General features: G+C 64.5%; 21 protein-coding genes. 11 read left to right on the top strand and 10 right to left on the bottom strand.

The features are described 5' to 3' along the window. The first annotated feature begins 112 nt into the window (after positions 1-112). The gene (locus R3P95_RS07570; RefSeq protein WP_283347460.1) at positions 113-607 is read left to right on the top strand and encodes a DUF5994 family protein; all 495 of its coding nucleotides are present in this window, start codon (positions 113-115) and stop codon (positions 605-607) included. Continuing rightward, a complete protein-coding gene (locus R3P95_RS07575; RefSeq protein WP_283347459.1) occupies positions 604-1,500 on the top strand; it encodes an alpha/beta fold hydrolase in 897 nt (298 codons plus the stop codon). Before R3P95_RS07570 ends, R3P95_RS07575 begins: the two co-directional genes overlap by 4 nt. Here the strand turns inward: R3P95_RS07575 and R3P95_RS07580 are convergent. The 5 genes from R3P95_RS07580 to R3P95_RS07600 form a co-directional block, all read right to left on the bottom strand. Next, positions 1,497-2,135: a hypothetical protein gene (locus R3P95_RS07580; protein ID WP_283347458.1), complete on the bottom strand. Its 639-nt coding sequence runs from the start codon at positions 2,133-2,135 to the stop codon at positions 1,497-1,499. The genes R3P95_RS07575 and R3P95_RS07580 overlap by 4 nt on opposite strands. A gap of 31 nt (positions 2,136-2,166) precedes the next feature. After that, the gene (locus R3P95_RS07585; protein ID WP_317533783.1) at positions 2,167-3,006 is read right to left on the bottom strand and encodes an ABC transporter permease subunit; all 840 of its coding nucleotides are present in this window, start codon (positions 3,004-3,006) and stop codon (positions 2,167-2,169) included. Beyond that, positions 3,003-3,950, bottom strand: coding sequence for an ATP-binding cassette domain-containing protein (locus tag R3P95_RS07590; protein WP_317533782.1), 948 nt, complete (start codon positions 3,948-3,950; stop codon positions 3,003-3,005). Before R3P95_RS07590 ends, R3P95_RS07585 begins: the two co-directional genes overlap by 4 nt. Positions 3,951-4,001: 51 nt before the next feature. Next, positions 4,002-4,286 carry a DUF4342 domain-containing protein gene (locus R3P95_RS07595; RefSeq protein WP_149407413.1) on the bottom strand — a complete coding sequence of 95 codons (285 nt, stop codon included), beginning with the start codon at positions 4,284-4,286 and terminating at the stop codon, positions 4,002-4,004. A gap of 83 nt (positions 4,287-4,369) precedes the next feature. Continuing rightward, positions 4,370-5,299, bottom strand: a complete 930-nt coding sequence (locus R3P95_RS07600; protein WP_188078788.1) for a universal stress protein — start codon at positions 5,297-5,299, stop codon at positions 4,370-4,372. 196 nt (positions 5,300-5,495) lie between these two features. Here R3P95_RS07600 and R3P95_RS07605 point away from each other — a divergent pair, with 196 nt between their 5' ends. The 4 genes from R3P95_RS07605 to R3P95_RS07620 all read left to right on the top strand — a co-directional run bounded on the left by R3P95_RS07605 (position 5,496) and on the right by R3P95_RS07620 (position 9,707). Next, positions 5,496-6,164 carry a response regulator gene (locus R3P95_RS07605; protein ID WP_068055658.1) on the top strand — a complete coding sequence of 223 codons (669 nt, stop codon included), beginning with the start codon at positions 5,496-5,498 and terminating at the stop codon, positions 6,162-6,164. After that, complete coding sequence (locus R3P95_RS07610; protein ID WP_149407411.1) at positions 6,157-7,863, top strand: sensor histidine kinase; 1,707 nt, start codon at positions 6,157-6,159, stop codon at positions 7,861-7,863. Before R3P95_RS07605 ends, R3P95_RS07610 begins: the two co-directional genes overlap by 8 nt. Positions 7,864-7,983: 120 nt before the next feature. Continuing rightward, a complete protein-coding gene (locus tag R3P95_RS07615; protein WP_149407410.1) occupies positions 7,984-8,826 on the top strand; it encodes a universal stress protein in 843 nt (280 codons plus the stop codon). Further along, positions 8,823-9,707: a universal stress protein gene (locus tag R3P95_RS07620; protein WP_149407409.1), complete on the top strand. Its 885-nt coding sequence runs from the start codon at positions 8,823-8,825 to the stop codon at positions 9,705-9,707. Before R3P95_RS07615 ends, R3P95_RS07620 begins: the two co-directional genes overlap by 4 nt. A 17-nt stretch (positions 9,708-9,724) precedes the next feature. On the opposite strand, the gene R3P95_RS07625 is transcribed toward R3P95_RS07620, so the two are convergent. Both R3P95_RS07625 and R3P95_RS07630 read right to left on the bottom strand, forming a co-directional pair. Beyond that, on the bottom strand, positions 9,725-12,115 hold the full coding sequence (locus tag R3P95_RS07625) for a phosphoketolase family protein (RefSeq protein ID WP_149407408.1): 2,391 nt from the start codon (positions 12,113-12,115) through the stop codon (positions 9,725-9,727). Then, the gene (locus R3P95_RS07630; protein ID WP_094687135.1) at positions 12,112-12,990 is read right to left on the bottom strand and encodes a universal stress protein; all 879 of its coding nucleotides are present in this window, start codon (positions 12,988-12,990) and stop codon (positions 12,112-12,114) included. The genes R3P95_RS07625 and R3P95_RS07630 overlap by 4 nt, the downstream gene beginning before the upstream one ends. A gap of 151 nt (positions 12,991-13,141) precedes the next feature. Between R3P95_RS07630 and R3P95_RS07635 the strand changes: the two genes are divergently transcribed. The 3 genes from R3P95_RS07635 (at position 13,142) to R3P95_RS07645 (ending at position 15,656) form a co-directional block, all read left to right on the top strand. After that, on the top strand, positions 13,142-13,537 hold the full coding sequence (locus R3P95_RS07635; protein ID WP_149407407.1) for a hypothetical protein: 396 nt from the start codon (positions 13,142-13,144) through the stop codon (positions 13,535-13,537). A 76-nt stretch (positions 13,538-13,613) separates the two neighbouring features. After that, positions 13,614-14,240 (top strand): DUF305 domain-containing protein, encoded by a 627-nt coding sequence (locus tag R3P95_RS07640; RefSeq protein ID WP_149407406.1) that lies wholly within the window; start codon positions 13,614-13,616, stop codon positions 14,238-14,240. 108 nt (positions 14,241-14,348) lie between these two features. Beyond that, a complete protein-coding gene (locus R3P95_RS07645; RefSeq protein ID WP_149407405.1) occupies positions 14,349-15,656 on the top strand; it encodes an NAD(P)/FAD-dependent oxidoreductase in 1,308 nt (435 codons plus the stop codon). A 25-nt stretch (positions 15,657-15,681) separates the two neighbouring features. Here the strand turns inward: R3P95_RS07645 and R3P95_RS07650 are convergent, their stop codons facing one another. Beyond that, complete coding sequence (locus R3P95_RS07650) at positions 15,682-16,077, bottom strand: hypothetical protein (protein ID WP_149407404.1); 396 nt, start codon at positions 16,075-16,077, stop codon at positions 15,682-15,684. A gap of 300 nt (positions 16,078-16,377) precedes the next feature. Here R3P95_RS07650 and R3P95_RS07655 point away from each other — a divergent pair, with 300 nt between their 5' ends. Beyond that, positions 16,378-17,343, top strand: coding sequence for an alpha/beta hydrolase (locus R3P95_RS07655; protein ID WP_373455116.1), 966 nt, complete (start codon positions 16,378-16,380; stop codon positions 17,341-17,343). 105 nt (positions 17,344-17,448) lie between these two features. Further along, positions 17,449-17,745: a hypothetical protein gene (locus tag R3P95_RS07660; RefSeq protein WP_032376174.1), complete on the top strand. Its 297-nt coding sequence runs from the start codon at positions 17,449-17,451 to the stop codon at positions 17,743-17,745. Between the two features lie 52 nt (positions 17,746-17,797). Here R3P95_RS07660 and R3P95_RS26125 read toward each other — a convergent pair whose 3' ends face one another. Both R3P95_RS26125 and R3P95_RS07670 read right to left on the bottom strand, forming a co-directional pair. Continuing rightward, entirely contained in the window at positions 17,798-18,388 is a 591-nt protein-coding gene (locus tag R3P95_RS26125) for a CsbD family protein (RefSeq protein ID WP_068055598.1), read from the bottom strand. Between the two features lie 186 nt (positions 18,389-18,574). Then, positions 18,575-19,597, bottom strand: a complete 1,023-nt coding sequence (locus R3P95_RS07670) for a YdcF family protein (RefSeq protein ID WP_317547883.1) — start codon at positions 19,595-19,597, stop codon at positions 18,575-18,577.

Here is a 19,597-nt window from a genome sequence, read left to right on the forward strand (position 1 = left end):
GCCGTCCGACGCCGGTCCCTGGCGATTGGGTACTTCGTACCCTTCCGGGCCCGGTCGACGCCTCGATAGCGTGCAAGGGGACTACAGAACACCCCACAGAGAAGGGCCCGTCATGACAGGAGCAACATCGAGCGACACAGATCAGGCCCGATACTCATTGCCCTCCGACAGCGATCGACGACTGACACTGACCCCACCGGACCCGACGGTCCGATCCGCCGGCGAGGTTGACGGTGCCTGGCTCTCGGTCAGTGACGACCTCGACTTCGAGGCACCCGAGCTCGTTGCCGCCCTCGCTCGGCGACTCGGTCCGATCGATCGAGTGCTCTACCGCCTCGACGAGTGGCAGAAGGCACCCCGGCGCGTCACCGTAGGCGCACGAAGCATTCACCTGGACGGCTACCGGTTTCAGCCACATCACACACTCGGTGTTCGCACTCGCGACGGTGACAGTGTGACGCTGCTCGTCGTCCCGCCGTTGATGAGTGGGCCTGCGGCGCAGGTACTGCTGCACAGTGCCGGTGAGCGCGGAAACACCGAGACGGTGCAACAGTTGCTCGGATTGACGTTGACCGACGCCTCCGGCGGCAACAGCGAAGACAAATGACAGTTCTGGTCCCGACCGAGGACGGCCGCAGCCTCGAAGTACTCGATACAGGGCCGGCCGATGCGCTTCCACTTGTCTATCACCATGGCACCCCGCAGGGTGCAGTACCGTTCCCGACGCTCGAACGGGCCGCTGCTGCACAGGGATTGCGGGTCGTCTCCTACTCGAGGCCGGGGTACGGAGCATCCTCCCCACGTCCGGACGGTGCGACCACCGCTACGGTGGCGGACGACGCCGCCGACACGGCGGCAGTGCTCGACCACCTCGGCATCGGCGAATTTCTGACGATCGGCTGGTCGGGTGGCGGGCCGCGTGCATTGGCCTGTGCGGCAGTGCTGCCCGGGCGGTGCCTCGCTGCCGCCTGCTGCGTCGGGATCGCACCCGCCGCCGACTACGACGGCGACATCCGCGACGGAATGGCCGAGGAGAATATCGACGAGTACACGGCCGTGTTCGCCGGCGTCGAAGCCTTGGAGTCGTTTCTCGATATCCGAAAAGGGTTCTTCGGTGTCACCCCGGACCAGGTAGCGGCAGGATTGGGAGCGTTGGCTCCACCGGTCGACCGCGCCGCGCTGACCGAGGAACTCACCGAGTACCTCGCCGCATCGGTCAACGCGGCCGGACGTCAAGGCATCGTGGGCTGGCGTGACGACGACCTGACCCACACGCGCCCATGGGGATTCGACCTGAGCGAGATCAGCACACCGGTGTCGATATGGCAGGGCAGTCTGGACACGATGGTTCCGTTCGCCCATGCTCGTTGGTTGGCGGCGAACGTCGCAGGAGCGCAGGCCCATCTGATCGAAGGAGAGGGACACATCTCCCTGATGAGCCGGGTCAACGACATTCTGGACGATCTCCGCCGACTGGGCGGGGTGTTCTCGAAAGGTTAGGCGTGTTGGGCCGTCGCAGCATTTGCTGCGATGGTGCGCAGCATCTTTCTGCTCATGACGAATCCGATTGGCTCGACGAAGTAGCGCCCGAAGACCAGGCGACTCTTCAATGTTGCAGCGTGCGAATATCGTCCGCGCTCGATCAGTCGAGTTCTTCCACCGGGCAGGGCGCGCAGATGAAACGACCAGAGCGCTCGATCGGCCGAGTCGGGGTCTGCACCCAGCAGCACGAAGGCGGTGCCGTCGTCGATCAGCGTCACCGCCAGAGGTGGTGACTGCGGATGCAGGAGCACGGAGTCGCCGACCTCGAGAGTCTGGAATCGAGGGTCGATCCCCGTTGCCGAGGTGATGTTGCAGCCGACCAGGTTCTCGAGTCCGCGATAGCTGTAGAAGCCTGCACGTTGCTGACCGAGCTGAATCAACCATGGCCACACGAGATCAGGCGTCGTGTCGACATCGATTGCATGGGTGTATGTCCACGCCGGGTGTGGCACGCTCTCGTCACCGGGCAGTGTTTCGTTCACCTCGGCCGGCGTCGCGCCCCACGTCGTGCGCCACTTGCGCAGAGGAATCGAGGCCAGGACGTGGAACGCGATGAGGCCTGCGCCACCGGCCGATTCGGCGAGTTCGTTCATGGTGATTTGTCCCCCTGTTGTGAGATCGATGTCAGGCATCGCGTCGGCGAAGGAGATATGCCGCGAGGGCGAGCAGCAGGACCGTCCACAGCGCTGCGACTCCGAAACCCTGCCAGGGAGTGAGCAAGTCGGAGGGAGCTTGCCGGGGTGAGGCGATCAGACTGCCGGCCTGCGAGGGCAGGTACGCCTGGATGTGCCGTCCGACGGTGCCGGGGATCAGTTGGGTGAGCGGTGCCAGTACGAGAACGAATCCGATCATGCCCGTGATGGCTCCCGCGGTGTGTCGGACGATGGCACCGACGGCGACCGCCATGGCGCCGAGCAGCGAAAGGTACAGGCCGGCACCGATCACCGCTCGCAGCACGCCGGGATCGCTCAGCGACACAGATGCTTTGGAGTCCATGATGGCCGAACCGAGGAAGAATGTGGGGAATGCCGTGATCTCGCCGATGACGAACACGACGGCCATGAACACACCGGTTTTGGCCGCCAACATCGGTATTCGTGAGGGCACCGCCAGCAGACTGGCCCTGATCGTGCCGCTCGAGTATTCGCTCGTGACCACCAGGACGCCGAGTACGCAGACCGCCAACTGGCCGAGTTGGAACCCTGCCCCCAGGATCTGGCGTGCCGGGTCTGTGACGATCTGAAGCTGGGAAACCGGATCGACGTTGTCCCAGTAGGCGACGGTGAACCAGGTGAAGAAGCCGGTGAAGCCGATGGTGAGGATCACCAGTGCGGCCAGGGACCAGATCGTCGATCGCAGTGAGATCAGCTTCGTCCACTCCGATGTCACCAGTCCGAGGACATCGTCGCGATGGTGTTCTCGCTCGGGGGGCTTGGTTGCGGTGCGCGGTGCGGTGATACTCATGATGTCGCCTGTCCGCGAGAGTGAGTGACGAGGGGGCGGTCGTGTTCGACGTCGTCGAGGTGGGTGAGGGTCATGAACGCTTCTTCCAGCGATGCCTCCTGCGGGGTCAGCTGATAGATCGCGATGTTCTGCTGTTGGGCGAGCTCCCCGACCTGGTGTGCCGAGAGATCGTGGACGGTGAGTCCGTCGTGGCCGAGTACGTCGGTGGTACCTCCGGCTGCGTCGACCACCGTTGCGAGCCGCGCAGAATCGGAGGACGAGACCAGCACCGACGCTCGACTGCTGCGGGCTATCAACTCCGCGGGCGTGCATTCGGCGATCAGCTTGCCGTGATCGATGACCACAAGATGGTCTGCGGTCTGAGCCATCTCGCCCATCAGGTGGCTGGAGACGAGGACGGTTCGTCCCTCTCCCGCCAGGTTCTTCATGAGGTTGCGCATCCAGTAGATGCCGTCCGGGTCCAATCCGTTGATCGGTTCGTCCAGAATGAGCACCGCTGGGTCGCCGAGCAGGGCTGCAGCAATCCCGAGTCGCTTCCGCATGCCGAGCGAGAACGATCCGGTACGTTCGCCGCTGACGTCGCGAAGCCCGACCAGCTCCAGAACATAGATGATACGAGACGTTGGAATGCGTTGCGTACGAGCCAGATACAGCAGATGGTTGTAGGCCGATCGCCCTGGGTGGACGGCCTCGGAGTCCAGCAGGGTTCCCACGGTGAGCAGCGGCTTGTTCAACTGGGCATACTCGACGCCGCCGATCAGTGCAGTGCCGGCGTCGGGACGATCCAAGCCGACGATCAACCGCATCGTGGTGGACTTGCCGGACCCGTTCGGTCCGAGGAATCCTGTGACAGTGCCGGGTTCGACAACGAACGACAAGTCGTCGATGACGAGCTTGTCGCCGTAGCTCTTGCTCAGTGCGCGTACTTCGATCGGATAAGGCATGGTGTTCGTTCCCCTGTGGCGGCGAGTCGTTCGGAGTGAGCAGAGGTGCGCTCAGGCGGCGGGACTGTGTTCGTCGACGCGGTGGACCTCGATGGTGCAGTCGTCCAGCACTGCGGCGATCGCAGCGACCGCGACGAGGACGGGTGCGACGATCGCGACCGCTACACCTGCGGTCACCGGTATCTCGATGACGGTGTGCCCCTGATCGTTCTTCACCACGATTCGCCGAATGTTGCCGTCGTGCAGCAACTTCTTGACCGTTTCGGTCAACTTCTCACCGCGAACCCGGAGAGTGTCGGTGGTCGGGGTGGATGGGGTGCTGTCGGATTCGCTCATGGCTACAGCCTGCAGTTCCAGGCTTCGCTCGCGTAGGGCATTTGTACCCTCGTTCGTGGGCGAACGACAGTCCGCGCGCGTTATCACTCGGGATCTGCCGCTGCCGTTGCGGTGATCCGCGCGAGGCGGCGGCCGGGCGACGGAACGACGGTGACCGGGCAGTGCGCACGCGCCAGCACCGACCGGCTGGTGGACCCGAGCATCATCTCTCCGTAGCCGCCGCGCCCGTGACTGCCGATCACCAGAAGTTGAGCGCCCTGCGCGTGATCGAGAAGAGCCTGCACCGGCCGGTCCTTCACCACCACGGTGCGCACCGACACCGTGGGATGACGACGTGTGTGCGGCTCGAGCATCCGGGTCAGTTGATCCGCCGCTGCGGGCCGATTGGCCGGCCATTCCAATCCTCGAATCGGAAGCCCGACCGTCAGATCCGCGTCGGACCAGCTGTGCACTGCCGTGAGCGGAGCCGACCGCACGGAGGCCTCCTCGAATGCCAGCGCCACCGCCGCCGCGCTCGCTCTCGTTCCGTCCACCCCGACGACCACCGGATGCGTCGTGTCCAGACCGTCGCCCGACCAGCCACGGACCACCGTGACCGGGCATCGAGCATGGGTGGTGACGGCGAAACCGATCGACCCGAGTGATCGTTGCTCGGCCCCGCCGAGACCGCGGGTGGCGATGACGACCATGCGGGCGGTGGTCGACAGGTCGAGCAACGTGGCAACGGCGGGGTTCTCGGACGAGACGGTGTCGATTCCGATCGGACCGGCTGTCGCGCTCACGCGGGACGCCAGCGCCCTGGCCTCGTCCAGAATCGCTCTGATTTCCGATCTCGATTGTTCGACAACGGGTTCGGGGAGTATCCCCACCCCCGTCAGCGCCTTCGGAAGTGACATCGCCGAGACGAGAACCAGATCGGACCTGTGTAGGTGTGCGTCGAGAACTGCCCAGCGCACTGCATCCAACGCTGCAGCTGATCCGTCGACTCCGACGACGGTCGGTGGTGAACCCATCGTGCGACCTCCTCGGTCGTGGTGTCGGAACATCCATCAGACGCCTCGCACAGCCTCGGGCGCGGCAGGACAACAACACCGACACGAAGGACTTTGGTCCATTGATTCGGTGACGAAAGGTCAGGCCGGCCGTACCTGCGACCCGTAGGCTCGGAAGTCGAGGCGCCCAGTGTGGACGCAGGTGAGGGGTGTCGCCGTGGTCACGGTGTTCTTGGTGGACGATCACGAGATCGTGCGGCGTGGTCTGATCGACCTGATCGACTCCGATCCGGACCTCGAGGTCATCGGTGAGGCGGGCAGTTGCGCTCAGGCGCTGGCCCGAATCCCGGCCCTGCAGCCGGACGTTGCCGTGCTCGACGTGCGCCTGCCAGACGGCAACGGCATCGAACTGTGCCGCGAACTCCTCGATCGCCTGCCGCTCCTCAAGACCATGATGTTGACCTCGTTCACCGAGGATCAGGCCATGCTCGACGCCATCCTCGCGGGCGCGAGCGGCTACGTCGTCAAGGACATCACCGGCATGGAGCTCACGCGCGCGATCAAGGACGTCGGGTCCGGTCGGTCGCTACTGGACAATCGTGCAGCAGCGGCGCTCATGGACAAACTACGAGCCGGAACGGCGACTCCAGGACCTATCGACCACCTCACCAGCCAGGAGCGCACGCTGCTGGATTTGTTGGGAGAAGGCCTCACCAACCGGCAGATCGCAGCCAGGATGTTCCTGGCGGAGAAGACGGTGAAGAACTACGTCTCTCGGTTGCTGGCCAAGCTCGGGATGGAGCGCCGTACCCAGGCTGCGGTGTACGCGTCGAAGCTCGCTGATACCGCTCCGTCGGCCGGACAACCGGGGTCGCGGGATGGATGACCACCGCGCGGAGACCACGTCCTCGTTGCCGCAGTTGCGACTCGGTGAACTGTTGGCCGAGGTTCAGGACCGGATAGGCCGAATCGCCGATGCCAGAGTCCAGGCCGACGGGCTGCTCGACGCCATGCTCGTCATCACCTCCGGCCTCGATCTGGAAGTGACACTGCGCTCGATCGTGGAATCGGCCGTCGATCTCGTCGATGCTCGGTACGGCGCACTCGGCGTTCGCGGCGACGGTCACGGCTTGAGTGCGTTCATCAATCACGGCATGGACGAGGACACGCGGGTGGCGATCGGCCCGCTCCCCACTGGGCGCGGGGTGCTCGGACTGTTGATCGACCAGCCGAAAGTGCTGCGCCTCGAGGATCTCTCGGCGCACCCGGAGTCGGTGGGATTTCCGCCGAATCACCCGCCGATGAAGACTTTTCTCGGCGTTCCGATTCGGGTTCGTGACGAGATATTCGGCAACCTCTATCTCACCGAGAAGAAGGACGGCAAGCAGTTCACCGAGGACGACGAGGTCGTCACGAAGGCGCTGGCGTCCGCGGCCGGCATCGCCATCGAGAACTCGCGACTGTACGAGGACTCACGGGTGCGCCAGGCTTGGATGGAGGCAACTCGGGACATCGGCACCGAGCTGCTCGCCGGGACGGACATCGACGAAGTGCTGCAGATGGTGGCGCGGAAAGCATTGCACCTGACCGGTTCCGATGCGGCGTTCATCGCGGTTCCCGAGGACGGCGACCAGCCGTTCGAGGATGTCACCGAACTGGTCGTCACGGTCAGCGAGGGGCTCGTATCCGATCGCATGATCGGAGCAGTCATTCCGATCGAGGGCTCGAGCTCGGGATCGGCATTTCGACGTCGAACACCGTTGCGCAAGGAGCGACTCGAGTACGGTGCCAAGGAATTGGGCTCGGCTTTCGGGCCCGCACTGATTTCACCCTTCCGCGTCGCCGAGGGCGTGAGCGGCGTCCTGGTCGTCCTCCACACAGAGGGGCGGGGGCCGTTCGACGATTCCCAACTCGAGCTGGTCTCGAACTTCGCCAATCAAGCTGCATTGGTGATGCAGATCGCCAATTCCAGCCGCCGGATGCACGAACTCGAGGTGTTGTCGGACCGAGATCGAATTGCCCGCGACCTGCACGATCACGTAATTCAGCGAATCTTCGCCGCCGGTTTGGCTTTGCAGAGCACTCTGCAACGCACCGAGTCGGAGGAAATCCGGGTGCGTCTGACCAGGACGATCGACGACCTGCAGGACACGGTGCAGGACATCCGGACGACGATCTTCGACTTGCAGAGCACGTCCCACTCGGCCACGCGATTGCGTCAACGCATCAATGCGGCGGTACTCGAACTCACCGAGAACGTCGATATCCGTGCCGTCGTGCGGATGTTCGGGCCTCTGTCGGTTGTGGACACCAAGCTCGCCGATCATGCCGTTGCCGTCGTTCGTGAGACGGTCAGCAACGTCGTCCATCATGCGCAGGGCGACACTGTGACCGTAACCTTGTCGGTGGGCGACGAGTTGCAGATCGTCGTGTCCGACAACGGGATCGGGATGCCCGAGGACACCACCGCCAGCGGACTGTCCAACCTCGGTGCCCGTGCTGTCGAATGCGGTGGGTCGATGAACATCGGTCCCGGCTCCTCCGGACGCGGAACCGATGTGACCTGGTCGGTACCGCTGCCCTGACGGGTGCAGTCGTTCGTCACCTGTTTCGGTGACCTCCGGCCGCTGCGTCGGGTGGGTGTGCGCTCGTAGCGTTCTCGGTGAAGGTGCAGAACCTATCTTCGCACCACCGAGAGGAACCCGATGAACAGTGCACACACCGCCGGACCCGTCGTGGTCGGTATCGACGGATCGGAGACCGCGCTCGATGCGGTCCGATTCGCCGTGCAGGAGGCACGTGGGCGGGGGACGTCGCTTCGTTTGATCCACGTGATCGCCGGCCACGCCGAGCCCGAAACCGTCTACGGCGCTCCGGATGTCGACGGCGACTATGCCCGCACGGCATTGAGTCGCGCAGCGCATGTGGCCGCAGCGATCGATCCGGCGATTGCCGTGGAATCGGTCGTCGTACACGGGCGGCCCGAATCGGTGATGTCGACCGAAGCGGGATCTGCGTCTCTGCTCGTACTGGGGACCACGACCGGCAGTGCAGTGACCGCCTGGGTACTCGGATCGATGGTCGGAGCCGTGGTCGAAGCATCGCCCAACCCCGTTGCGATCGTCCGGCACTTCGACGCCGAACGCCGCGGACCGGTCGTCGCGGCCCTGGGTGATGCCGACGTCTCACAGGCCGATGTTGTTGTCGCTCAGGCATTCCGCGAGGCGTCGATCAGGTCGGCCAGCGTGTTGGCGGTGCACACCCAGGCCGTCTCCTCCATTCTCGCGTCCGCCCTCAGTAGCCCCGGTGACGGGCTACACCCCGAATCGGCAATGGACGTTCGGCTCGAACCCTTCGGCGCGGACTACCCAGACATCCGCGTGGCGTCGGTGTACGCCGAGGCCGACTCGGGATCGGAACTGGTAGCGGTCTCCGAGACGGCTCAGCTGATGGTGGTCGGTCACGAGCGAGACAGAGTGCCGGGACGAACACTGACCGCCGTACTGCGGCATGCCCATTGCCCCGTCCTCGTCGTCCCGCACGCATGAGTACCTCGAGGCAGTCTCCGATCGTCGTCGGTGTCGACGGCTCCGGCTCGTCGCTCGACGCAGTCGGGTGGGCCGCTCATGCGGCCGAGTTGCGTGGGGTACCGGTGAAGCTGGTGTCCGCCTATCAAGTCAAGGCTCTGTACACCAGCTTCGTCGCGCTGCCGTCTCACATCGGCTCCGAGGAGCACAAAGCCGCCGAGTCGGTCCTGGCCTGGGCTTCGCTGGTTGCGCGACGGTCGGTGAAGGACCCCGACGGTCTCGAGATCGTGAGCGAATCGATTGTGGGACCGACGATCCAGGCCATGCTGGAGCAGTCCTCCAGTGCCTCGATGATGGTGGTGGGCTCGCGCGGCAACGGCGATTACTTCGCCGAACTGCTCGGCTCGGTGAGCACCGCGGTGGCCGTTCAAGCACACTGCCCGGTGGTCATCGTGCCGAAAAGTGTGGAGCTGCATTCGTCGGGAGGCCCTGTTGTCCTCGGAGTCGACGGGTCGCCGCACAACCAGAACGCCGTTCGGTTGGCATTCGACGAAGCCTCGCTCCGAGGAACGGAATTGGTTGCAGTGCACGTGTCGACGGACGAACCGATCTCGTCGCCCGACACGTCCGCGACCGACAGATCCGATGCGATCGTGTCGAACGGCCGAACCGTGTTGGCGGAGAGCCTGTCCGGCTGGAGCGAACAGTATCCGGACGTCGTGGTCCAGCAGAAAGTGCTGCGCGGCAATGTGGTTGAGAAGATCCTCGAGGTGTCACCGCGCGCCCAGGCCGTGGTCGTCGGTTCGAGCGGACGCAACGGTTTCAGCGACCGACTTCTCGGATCCACGGTCCGTTCACTGGCCCACCGCGTCGACTGCCCGTTGATCATCGCCCGCGGGTAGCTCGACGGGTCCGGCAGTCACGACCACCGCCACTGCCGGATCTCTGGGAGGTCCTCGAAATGCTCTCGGATGTAGGCGTCGTGTCGTGCCAGTTGGTCCTGGCAGTGTTGCCGCAGTTCCTCGGCACCGGCCGGCGTTGTGCGTGCCCGGTCGAATGCCGCGAGGGCGAGATGGTAGCGACTGATCTTGTTGAGCACCACCATGTCGAACGGTGTTGTCGTGGTGCCCTGTTCGATGAACCCGCGCACGTGGAACCGCTGAGCGTCCGGTCGGCCGTGCACCAGTTGGTGCACCGCACGGGGATACCCGTGGAACGCGAAGACCACATCGACCGAGGTGGTGAACAGGTCCGCGAACTGCTCGTCGGAGAATCCGTGGGGATGATCGCCGACGGGGAGCAGCGCCATCAGATCGACGACGTTGACCACGCGAACCCTGAGCTCGGGAGTCCACGTACGCAACAACTCTGCGGCAGCGAGGGTTTCCTCGGTCGGCACGTCGCCTGCACACGCCAGAACGATCTCGGGATCTTCCTCGGCGTCGACCGCTTCGGTGCCGGCCCAGTCCCAGCGGGACGCACCTGCCGCTGCATGCGCCCGCGCCTCGGGAAGCGTCAGATACTGCGGGTGACTCTGCTTGTCCACCACCAGAACGTTGACGTGACCTCGACTGCGGAAACAATGATCGGCAACCGCGAGCAGCGTATTGGAATCCGGTGGCAGCCACACGCGCACCATATCCGGTGCCAGAGGAATGACCGCGTCGATCAGTCCGGGGCCCTGATGGCTGAATCCGTTGTGGTCGTTGCGCCAACACGTGCTGGTGAGCAGCACGTTGAGCGAGGCGACGGGTGCCCGCCACGCGAGTGTGGCCGCGTGCTGAAGCCACTTGGTGTGCTGGATCAGCATCGACACGCTCACCATGGCGAAGGCCTCGTAGCTGGCAAACAGGCCGTGTCGACCCGACAGCAGGTACGCCTCCAGCCAGCCCTCGCACAGATGCTCGCTGAGCACCTCCATCACGCGACCGTCGGGACCGAGATCGTCGTCGAACTCGGTGGTCGGCAACTGCCAGCATCGATCGGTCACCTCGAACACGGCCTGGAGCCGGTTGCTGGCGGTCTCGTCGGGACAGAACAGGCGAAAGTTGCCGCCGCCGTGGGGTTGTGCGTTGTCGAGGTAGATATCACGCATCATCTCCCCGAGCACGGTGGTCGTCTCGTGCGACGTGCGCCCCGGGGACTCCACGGTGAGCGCATAGTTCTCCAGATCGCGAATGACCAAGGGCTGCAGAAGTAGTCCTCCGTTCGCATACGGCGTGGCACCGAGACGTTGGGTGCCCGACGGAGCGAGCTCGCGAATCGAGGCGACGGGAGCGCCGTTGTCGTCGAACAGCGATCGGGGGTCGTAGGAGAGCAGCCACTTCTCGAGCTGCGCCAGATGCGACGGGTTCTCGCGGACTCCGGACAGTGGTACCTGGTGCGCCCAGTGCGTGCCCTCGATGAGCTTGCCGTCCACCTCGTGCGGGCCGGTCCAGCCCTTGGGGGTGCGCAGAACGATTGCGGGCCATTCGATGTCGTGCTGTGGTTCTCCGTTGCGGGCGGCGTGCTGGATTGTCTCGATCGCGTCGTGAGCTCGGGTGAGGGCAGCGTGGAGCGCCGGGAACACCTCTCGTGGGTCGTCGCCTTCGACGAACAGGGGTGCCCACCCCTGGCCGCTCAGATAGTCGGCTACCGATTGATCGGTGCTGCGTCCGAGAACCGTCGGTCCGGAAATCTTTCCGTCGTTCAGATGCAGGATGGGCAAGACGCCGCCGTCGCGAATCGGATTCAGAAAGGCCGGGAGCTTCCACGAACCGGACAGGGGGCCGGTTTCGGCCTCACCGTCCCCGACGACACAGGCGACGATCAGATCGGGATTGTCGAACGCGGCACCGGCGGCGTGGACGAGGGCGTAACCCAGTTCGCCGCCCTCGTGAATGCTGCCCGGGGTCTGGACGCTGACATGGCTCGGAATGCCACCAGGAGTGGAGAACTGACGGCACAGCCGTCGGACGCCCTCGTTGTCGAGTGAAATGTTCGGGTAGATCTCGCTGTAGGTTCCCTCGAGGTAGGTGTTCGCCACCAACGCCGGACCGCCGTGGCCGGGACCGGTGACGTACAGCCAATCCGAATGGGTTCGACGAATCACCCGATTGAGGAGGGTGTAGATCATCGAGAGTCCGGGACTGGTGCCCCAGTGCCCGAGCAGCCTCGGTTTGATGTGCGCCACCTCCAGAGGACGACGCAGCAATACGTTGTCCTGCAGATAGATCTGCGCCACCGTCAGATAGTTCGCCGCAGCCCAGTAGCGCAGGTCGGCGTCCAATTCATCTGAGCTGTAGGAAGACTCGATCGACTCCACGCTCATCGATCGGTGGGAACGACGACGACGGGAACATCCACCGAATGCAACACCGCACGCGAGGTGGAACCGAGAAGCATCGATGCGAATCCACCCCGACCGCGGCTTCCCACGACGATCAACTGCGCTGCCTCCGACGCACGGACCAGCTCACGAACAGGCCTGTCCTGAACCACCACTCGATGGATGGTGACGTCCGGGTAGTCCTCCGACCAGCCGGCCAGGCTCTCCGCCAACGACGTCTTCTCGGCGAGTTCGGAATCGACCCACGGACCCTCGTCGTCGCGCGTCAACACGCTGCCGAGTTCGAGGTCGCTCCAGGCGTGTACAGCGACGAGGTCGACTCCGCGCAGTGACGCTTCCTTCAGAGCGAATCCGATCGCAGGCTGACTGTTGGCGGTGCAATCCACCCCGACGACAACCGGACCGTCGCTGACGATGTTCGATTTGACTACTGCAACAGGGCATTTGGCATGCGTGACCACTGCGGTACTGACCGACCCGATCAACCCGCCGGTGAACTCGCCCAGACCCCTCGACCCCACGACGATCATGGCGGGAGCGACGTCGAAGTGCGTCAGATTCCGTGCAGCAGAGCCGTGTTCGAGGCGCGTATCGAGAATCAGCGAATTGCCGGCGGCAGTCTTGTGCGCAACATCGACCGCTGCGGTCAGCACACGCTTGGCCTCGACGTCCGGGTCCGAGAATGCACCGATCCGGAGACTGATGGCATCCCCGTAGGTTCCCGGCGCGAACAGAGACGACGTGACCAACTCAAGCGGAGCGTGGCGTCGAACGGCCTCGCGCGTTGCCCAGCGGACCGCGTCGAGCGATGTGGCAGATCCGTCGACTCCGACGACTACCCGACTCGATGCATTCATGACGAATTCCCGTCCATTGACTTGCGTGTGCAGATACCCACCGAGCATGGCTCGGATCGGCTCGCCGCCGACAGAGGCGGAAGTCCTTCGGTGCGAGGCGGAAGTCCCTGCCGGCTACCCCTAGGGGGTATATCTTGCTATCGTCGGCGACATGCATCGAGTGATCCGACGCCGTCGCCAGGGCATTGCCTCGGCGGCCGGATTGCTGATCGCACTGACGATCTTCGGGGTGCTGCTGATGCACTCGGCGACGGCGACCGCGTCGGCGAGCAACGAACACGCTGCCATGGCGTCGGCGATGCACCATGAGGGGCCCGTGCAGGTGGCGGTCGGTGAACACGACTGCCCGGCGGCGCACCAGATGATGCATCCGTGCGCGGGAACCACGGTGTCGTGGGCTGCTCTGTCGGTTCCGTCGACGAGCGTCGACATCGGCTACTCGCTGATATCGGCGGACGGCATCGGTGGGCGCACCGACTCCATCTCGGAGCGTGCTCCGCCGTGGACCCTCTGGGAGCTGGACAGATCGGTGACCTTGCGAGTGTGACAGGGAGCCCGGTGAACGTACGACCACCGGCGGATTCACTCATCCCTGTATTTCGCACTCGTTCAAGGAGTTTCACATGCGTACAACACTCGTCGCTTCGCTGGCTGCTGCCACCGTGAGCGCATTTCTCGTCGCAGGCTGCAGCAGCGACACCTCCGACTCGTCGATGGACGGCCATTCGATGGGCTCGTCGAACTCGTCGTCGGCGTCATCGACCCAGTCCGACGCGTCGGCAGAATTCAACGATGCGGACGTGATGTTCGCGCAGATGATGTACCCGCATCATGCGCAGGCGGTCGAAATGGCGGCAATGGTCCAGGGCCGCACCGACAATCCGGACGTCGTGGCGTTGGCGTCGGCTATCGAGGCCGCGCAGCAACCGGAAATGGACCGGATGACCGCCTGGCTTGCCGAATGGGGTCAGCCCGCGCCCTCGTCCGACATGGGTGAGATGGGCGGAATGGACCACAGCTCGGGCATGGGCATGATGACCCAGCAGGACATGGACGCGTTGAGTGCGGCCACCGGTGCCGAGTTCGACCGCCAGTGGCTGACGATGATGATCGAACATCACGAAGGCGCGATCGAGATGGCGAACAGCGAGATCGCGGACGGGTCGAACACCGACGCGCAGGATATGGCCCGCACGATCGTGGCCACGCAGCAGCAGGAAATCGACACCATGCGGGCGCTGCTCGGCTGACCCGGATCGACACCGAGGGCCGCACTCCTGACCAGGGGGTGCGGCCCTCGAGTAGGCTTGCCACTCGGAGAGTCCTTCTCTGCGGTCGGTCCGAGGGAGAACGTTCACATGGCACGTCCACGGGTATTGGTCATCGGCGGAGGATTCGGCGGGCTGCGCGCGGCCCGGCGTCTACGCGGTGAGGACGTCGACGTCACCGTGCTCGAGCGCGGCACCTCCCACGTCTTTCAGCCACTGCTCTATCAGTGCGCCACCGGTCTTGTGTCCGAGGGTTCGATTGCCAGTCCGCTGCGGCACCTGCTGCGTAAGCAGAAGAACGTGTATGTGGCGCTGGGTGAAGCGACCTCGGTGACCGCGGTGGGTGACGGTGGAGTGGTGACGGCCAGTCGGTTCGACGGCTCGACCTTCGAGCTGCCCTACGACTACCTCGTCGTCGCTGTCGGAATGCAGCAGGCCTATCACGGCCACGACGAATACGTGCAGTGGGCACCGGGGATGAAGACCCTCGACGATGCCCTCGCGATCAGGCGAAAGCTGATCTCTGCCTTCGAGATGGCCGAATCCCTGCCCACCGCCGAGGAACGCCGACCCTGGCTCACGTTCGCCGTGGCAGGGGGAGGCCCGACCGGAGTCGAATTGGCCGGTCAGATAAGGGAACTCGCCTCCAGGGCGTTGGCGAAGGAGTTCGACACCATTCACCCGTCGGAAGCGCGTGTGCTGCTCTTCCACGGCGGTGACCGCGTCCTCGAATCGTTCCCCGATTCCCTGACGAAGAAAGCGCAACGCACCCTCGACGCGGTAGGCGTGGAAACCCATCTCGGAGTTCACGTCACCGACGTCACGGCCACCGACGTCGAGGTCACGGCCAAGGCCGAACCCAAGACCGTCACTCGCTACGACACCCACACCGTGCTGTGGACCGCAGGCGTCGAAGCCGTTCCGTTCGTGAAACAACTCGCCGACGCGATGGGCGTCGAACAGGATCGCTCCGGACGCATCGCTGTGCAGCCGGACCTCTCGATCCCGGGACACCGCAACGTCTTCGTCGTCGGAGACATCATGTCGCTGAACAAGCTCGCGGGAGTTGCGGAAGTGGCGATGCAGGGCGGACGCGCGGCGGGCGCGGCCATCGCAGCAGACCTGTCCGGTTCTGCGCGAAAGGATTTCAAGTACCGAGATCTCGGCACCGCGGCCTACATCGCCCGCGGTCACGCACTGGTGCAGGCCGGGCCGCTGAAGATGTCGGGCTTCGTGGGTTGGGTGTCGTGGGGAGTTATCCACATCGCATTCCTGGCCGGCAACCGCAATCGCGTCGGGACGCTGATCAACTGGGCCGCAACCCTGGCCACCGGCACCCGACGCGAACGTGCCATCACCTACGGCGACCCGGAAACGGCGCGTAAGCCGTACAACTGAGCGAACGCCAACAACCAGGTGCGGGTCAGCCGATGCCGGGGATGAAGCCGGGGTAGACGAAGTGCCCGGGACCTCCGCCGGGCAGCAGTTGGCCCGTCGAACCCGGGTAGTTCATGTTCAGCAGAATCAGCTTGTGCGGGTTGCCATTCGAATCGGCCTGCCAGCAGGAGGACAGCACTCCGTGAAATCCGGTGCAGACGATGCGAGTGCTGTTGCCGTAGGGCGAGGTCAGTCGATTCCTGCTGACGAACGGATTCCAGTAGTCCAGGTCCTGTGGGGTGAGGAATCCGGTGACATCCTGCGGAGCCGACGGACTCGGATACGGCGGCGGAGTGGGCCACTCGTCGGCTGCGGCCGTTCCCGTTCCGAAGGCAGCGGCACCTGCAATGACGCAAGCAATGACAGCGGTGCGACGAAACATCTCGATCGACTCCTTCGCGGGACGGGCACCCAATAGACCACAGACACTCGTCTCGTGGGAACACCTCTGGGTCTGCGTTGCCGAGAGCATCACGATCGCGTCTCGGATTCGTCCGGTCCATAACGCTCGGGACGTTTGCTCGAGGTAACGTCACCTCATCTTCGGCCGATGTAGAGACTCGACCGGTGTAACTCGACGAAAAGGTGAAACAGCGTGCCACGATCTCGACGACACGGCTTCCGGCGAATCGGTTCGGCTACGGCCGTCGCCCTCGCAGTGGCGATTCTCCCGACCGCGCTGATGACGCCCGTCGCGTCCGCGGAAGAGCTGCCTGCGGCTACGACGCAGTCGAGCAACGGATCGAGGATCGAGTCGGTGAACACCCTCGAGAACCGCCAGGTCCAGCTCCAGGTGTACTCGGCGTCCATGAACCGCACCATTCCCGTGACGGTGCAGAAGCCGGCCGACGACAGCGTGTCCCGCCCGGTGCTGTATCTGCTCAACGGCGCAGGCGGCGGCGAGGATGCCGCATCGTGGCAGTCGCAGACCGACGCCGAGGCCTTCCTGTCGGACAAGAACGCCTACATCGTGACTCCGCAGAAGGGCAAGTGGTCCTACTACACCGACTGGCTCCAGGACGATCCGAAGCTCGGCAGCAACAAGTGGAGCACCTTCCTCGGTGAAGAGCTGCCCCCGCTGATCGACGCCCAGTTCGACACCAACGGTCGCCAGTCGCTCGCAGCGCTGTCCATGACGGGCACCTCGGTTCTCAACATCGCGATCAAGTACCCGGGCAAGTTCACCGGCGTCGCGGCGTACAGCGGCTGCGCTCAGACCTCCGACCCCATCGGTCAGCAGTTCGTCAAGCTCGTCGTCGAGACCTACGGCGGCGGCAACGTCGAGAACATGTGGGGACCGCTCGACGGCCCCGTGTGGCGCGAGAACGACCCGCTGCTCAACGCCGAGAAGCTCCGTGGAACGCAGATCTACATGAGCACCGGCAGCGGCCTGCCCGGTGCCCCGAACGACACCTTCGCCAACCCGCGTCTGAAGAACGATCCGGCGACGCTTGCCAACCAGGTCATCGTCGGCGGTGGCATCGAAGTTGCCACCAACTTCTGCACCTCGAACCTGGCCAAGCGCCTCGATCAGCTCGGTATCCCGGCAACCGTGGACTTCCGCCCGGTCGGAAACCACTCGTGGGGCTACTGGCAGGACGACCTGCACAACTCCTGGCCGTTCCTGGCGGGATCGCTCGGCATCTGATCTTTTCAGCACCGAACAACGGCCACCTGCACCTCGTGTGCGGGTGGCCGTTCTTCGTTGTCCGGGGCGGTGGATCGGCGTAGTGATCGAACGTATGATCGAACGATGGCACGGCGCGCACAACCTCGACCGGCGTCTGCCGTGCGCCCGTTCAAGCTGCTCCGACCACCGCTGAAGGTGTGGATCGACCTGAATATCCTCTACCCGCTGCCTCCGCACCACGCCTCGAAGTTCAATCCCGAGGGATTCGATGTGCGACGCGTCGTGCCGGGAGATCTGGTCGAATGGTCCATCACCGTGGACGGAGATTGGCTGGGCCGCGTCACTTACGAGTTGATGTCACGAGACCGCAGCGAAACCGTCACTCACTGGGTACCCAGCCGGGCACTCAAGCCGCTGTAGAGACGAGAAAGCCCCGCCTCGATGGAGGCGGGGCTTTTCTGTGCAATTACCTTCAGAAGCTGTGCTTGCGGGCCTTCTTGGCGAGCTTGCGGGTGGTGCGCTTCGACGGAACGAACAGGTGCGCAGCGCTACGGCGACGGTTGCGTCGACGAATCAGTACGAACGCGACGGCACCGGCTGCGGCTGCGACGGCTGCGATGATCGGAGTGCCGACCTTCGCCGCCTGGGCGACATCCTCGGAGTCGATGTTGCGAACCGTGTTCTTCACGTCGTCGGCGACGGCGGAGGCCTTGTCGGCTGCCTTGTCGGCGACCTGGGAGGCCTTCTCCTTCACGTCGTCGGCATCGACGTTCGAGACCTTGTCCTTGACAGTGTTCTTGACGTCCTCGGCCACGTCGGACGCCTTGTCGGCGACATCGGCGGCTGCGTGCTTGGCTTCCTTGGCGGCACCGGCTGCGGAGTCGGCGGCGCTTTCGGCGACGTCGGAGACCTTGTCGGCGGCCTGATGAGTGTTGGCCTTCGCCTGATCCTTGGCACCCTCGGCGCGAAGGCTGTCGTCACCGGTTGCCTCGCCGGCCTTCTCCTTCGCAGTCCCGGCCAGTTCCTCTGCCTTGTGCTGAGCCTTGTCGATGAAGTCGGCCATCGGTGCGTACCTCTTTCGTGTAGGTCGTCTCCGGATACCCGGAGCTGGGGGCGTCGCGGACGACGCCGTTAGGTATGAGTCGAAATCGACGCTCCGAAACATACGTCCGACGGGCGTGTTCCGGGTCACTATCGGTGGGGATGCTCGATGTCGCGCAGTTCCCTGGTGCCGTCGGGCCCCGCATCGTCAGTTCACGTGCTGGAGAATCACCACGATCGAAGCGATGCCGACCAGCAGGGCGATATTGGGCTTGCGGTAGCGATGGAGGATTGCGACGAACTCGCGCAGGAACGCCGTCGGTGCGTAGAAACGTGCCGTGTCGGCTCCCGTCACATGAGCGTCGAGACCCAGATCGCGAGTGAACGCGGCCGTTCGCAGGACGTGAAAGTTGCTGGTCACCACGATCATCGGCTCCGATCTCAGATCCGACGACTCCAGAAGGTCCCTCGTCATCGTCAAGTTCTCCCGAGTGTTTCGCGAGCGCGCCTCGGCGAGGATCAGTTTTTCGGACACACCCCTGCCGACCAGGTACTTCTTCATCGCCGTGGCCTCCGCAGTCTCCTCGTCGGACCCTTGCCCGCCGGATACGACGAGGGCCGGGCGATGTCCGGACGCCACTTCCGCGTTGTACACATCGAGGGCGCGGTTCAGTCGGCTCTCGAGAAGAGGCGTCACGGTTCCTCCCGAGCCCAGCCCGCATCCCAGAGCAACAACGGCTGAACTTCCTTTCGGTGGCTCCAAGTGTCCGTAGATCAGCGCGTGGACAGAGAACGCGGCGAGCTGGACGCCGAGGCAGACCGAGAACAGCACCCCTGTCCAGACCGCGGCCAGCAACCACAGGGGCAGAGTGTGCGTTTCCAGCACGGCCGCCACTGCGACGAACAGCCCGACGCCCAGCGTCACCGCAACCGCCAGAGCAAGTGGCAGTGCGGTCGAGAGCCGGAGCCCTTCGCGCCTGATCACCACCAGCCCATTGATGGCCGCTGCGCCCACGAGTCCGATCGCCGTCAGCAGGATTGCCGACAGCACCGCAACGACGAGAATCGCCTCGACCCGGGCGTCCAGCCGATGCAGCAGACTCAGCGATCCGATCGCCAGCGCAGCGAGAGCCGCAATGACAGTCAGGCCGTTGGAAAGCCGACGCGGGTCTCGCCGGATACGGACGAACGACGTGAGGACCAAGACGACGGCCAACGCGAGTAGGAGCAT

The organism is Rhodococcus cercidiphylli (genome assembly GCF_033042225.1).
Classification (GTDB): domain Bacteria; phylum Actinomycetota; class Actinomycetes; order Mycobacteriales; family Mycobacteriaceae; genus Rhodococcoides.

Coding starts and splice junctions, on each gene's coding strand:
- R3P95_RS07570 (WP_283347460.1), top strand. CDS start 113: ATGACAGGAGCAACATCGAGCGACACAGATCAGGCCCGATACTCATTG.
- R3P95_RS07575 (WP_283347459.1), top strand. CDS start 604: ATGACAGTTCTGGTCCCGACCGAGGACGGCCGCAGCCTCGAAGTACTC.
- R3P95_RS07580 (WP_283347458.1), bottom strand. CDS start 2,135: ATGAACGAACTCGCCGAATCGGCCGGTGGCGCAGGCCTCATCGCGTTC.
- R3P95_RS07585 (WP_317533783.1), bottom strand. CDS start 3,006: ATGAGTATCACCGCACCGCGCACCGCAACCAAGCCCCCCGAGCGAGAA.
- R3P95_RS07590 (WP_317533782.1), bottom strand. CDS start 3,950: ATGCCTTATCCGATCGAAGTACGCGCACTGAGCAAGAGCTACGGCGAC.
- R3P95_RS07595 (WP_149407413.1), bottom strand. CDS start 4,286: ATGAGCGAATCCGACAGCACCCCATCCACCCCGACCACCGACACTCTC.
- R3P95_RS07600 (WP_188078788.1), bottom strand. CDS start 5,299: ATGGGTTCACCACCGACCGTCGTCGGAGTCGACGGATCAGCTGCAGCG.
- R3P95_RS07610 (WP_149407411.1), top strand. CDS start 6,157: ATGGATGACCACCGCGCGGAGACCACGTCCTCGTTGCCGCAGTTGCGA.
- R3P95_RS07615 (WP_149407410.1), top strand. CDS start 7,984: ATGAACAGTGCACACACCGCCGGACCCGTCGTGGTCGGTATCGACGGA.
- R3P95_RS07620 (WP_149407409.1), top strand. CDS start 8,823: ATGAGTACCTCGAGGCAGTCTCCGATCGTCGTCGGTGTCGACGGCTCC.
- R3P95_RS07625 (WP_149407408.1), bottom strand. CDS start 12,115: ATGAGCGTGGAGTCGATCGAGTCTTCCTACAGCTCAGATGAATTGGAC.
- R3P95_RS07630 (WP_094687135.1), bottom strand. CDS start 12,990: ATGAATGCATCGAGTCGGGTAGTCGTCGGAGTCGACGGATCTGCCACA.
- R3P95_RS07635 (WP_149407407.1), top strand. CDS start 13,142: ATGCATCGAGTGATCCGACGCCGTCGCCAGGGCATTGCCTCGGCGGCC.
- R3P95_RS07640 (WP_149407406.1), top strand. CDS start 13,614: ATGCGTACAACACTCGTCGCTTCGCTGGCTGCTGCCACCGTGAGCGCA.
- R3P95_RS07645 (WP_149407405.1), top strand. CDS start 14,349: ATGGCACGTCCACGGGTATTGGTCATCGGCGGAGGATTCGGCGGGCTG.
- R3P95_RS07650 (WP_149407404.1), bottom strand. CDS start 16,077: ATGTTTCGTCGCACCGCTGTCATTGCTTGCGTCATTGCAGGTGCCGCT.
- R3P95_RS07655 (WP_373455116.1), top strand. CDS start 16,378: ATGACGCCCGTCGCGTCCGCGGAAGAGCTGCCTGCGGCTACGACGCAG.
- R3P95_RS07660 (WP_032376174.1), top strand. CDS start 17,449: ATGGCACGGCGCGCACAACCTCGACCGGCGTCTGCCGTGCGCCCGTTC.
- R3P95_RS26125 (WP_068055598.1), bottom strand. CDS start 18,388: ATGGCCGACTTCATCGACAAGGCTCAGCACAAGGCAGAGGAACTGGCC.
- R3P95_RS07670 (WP_317547883.1), bottom strand. CDS start 19,597: ATGCTCCTACTCGCGTTGGCCGTCGTCTTGGTCCTCACGTCGTTCGTC.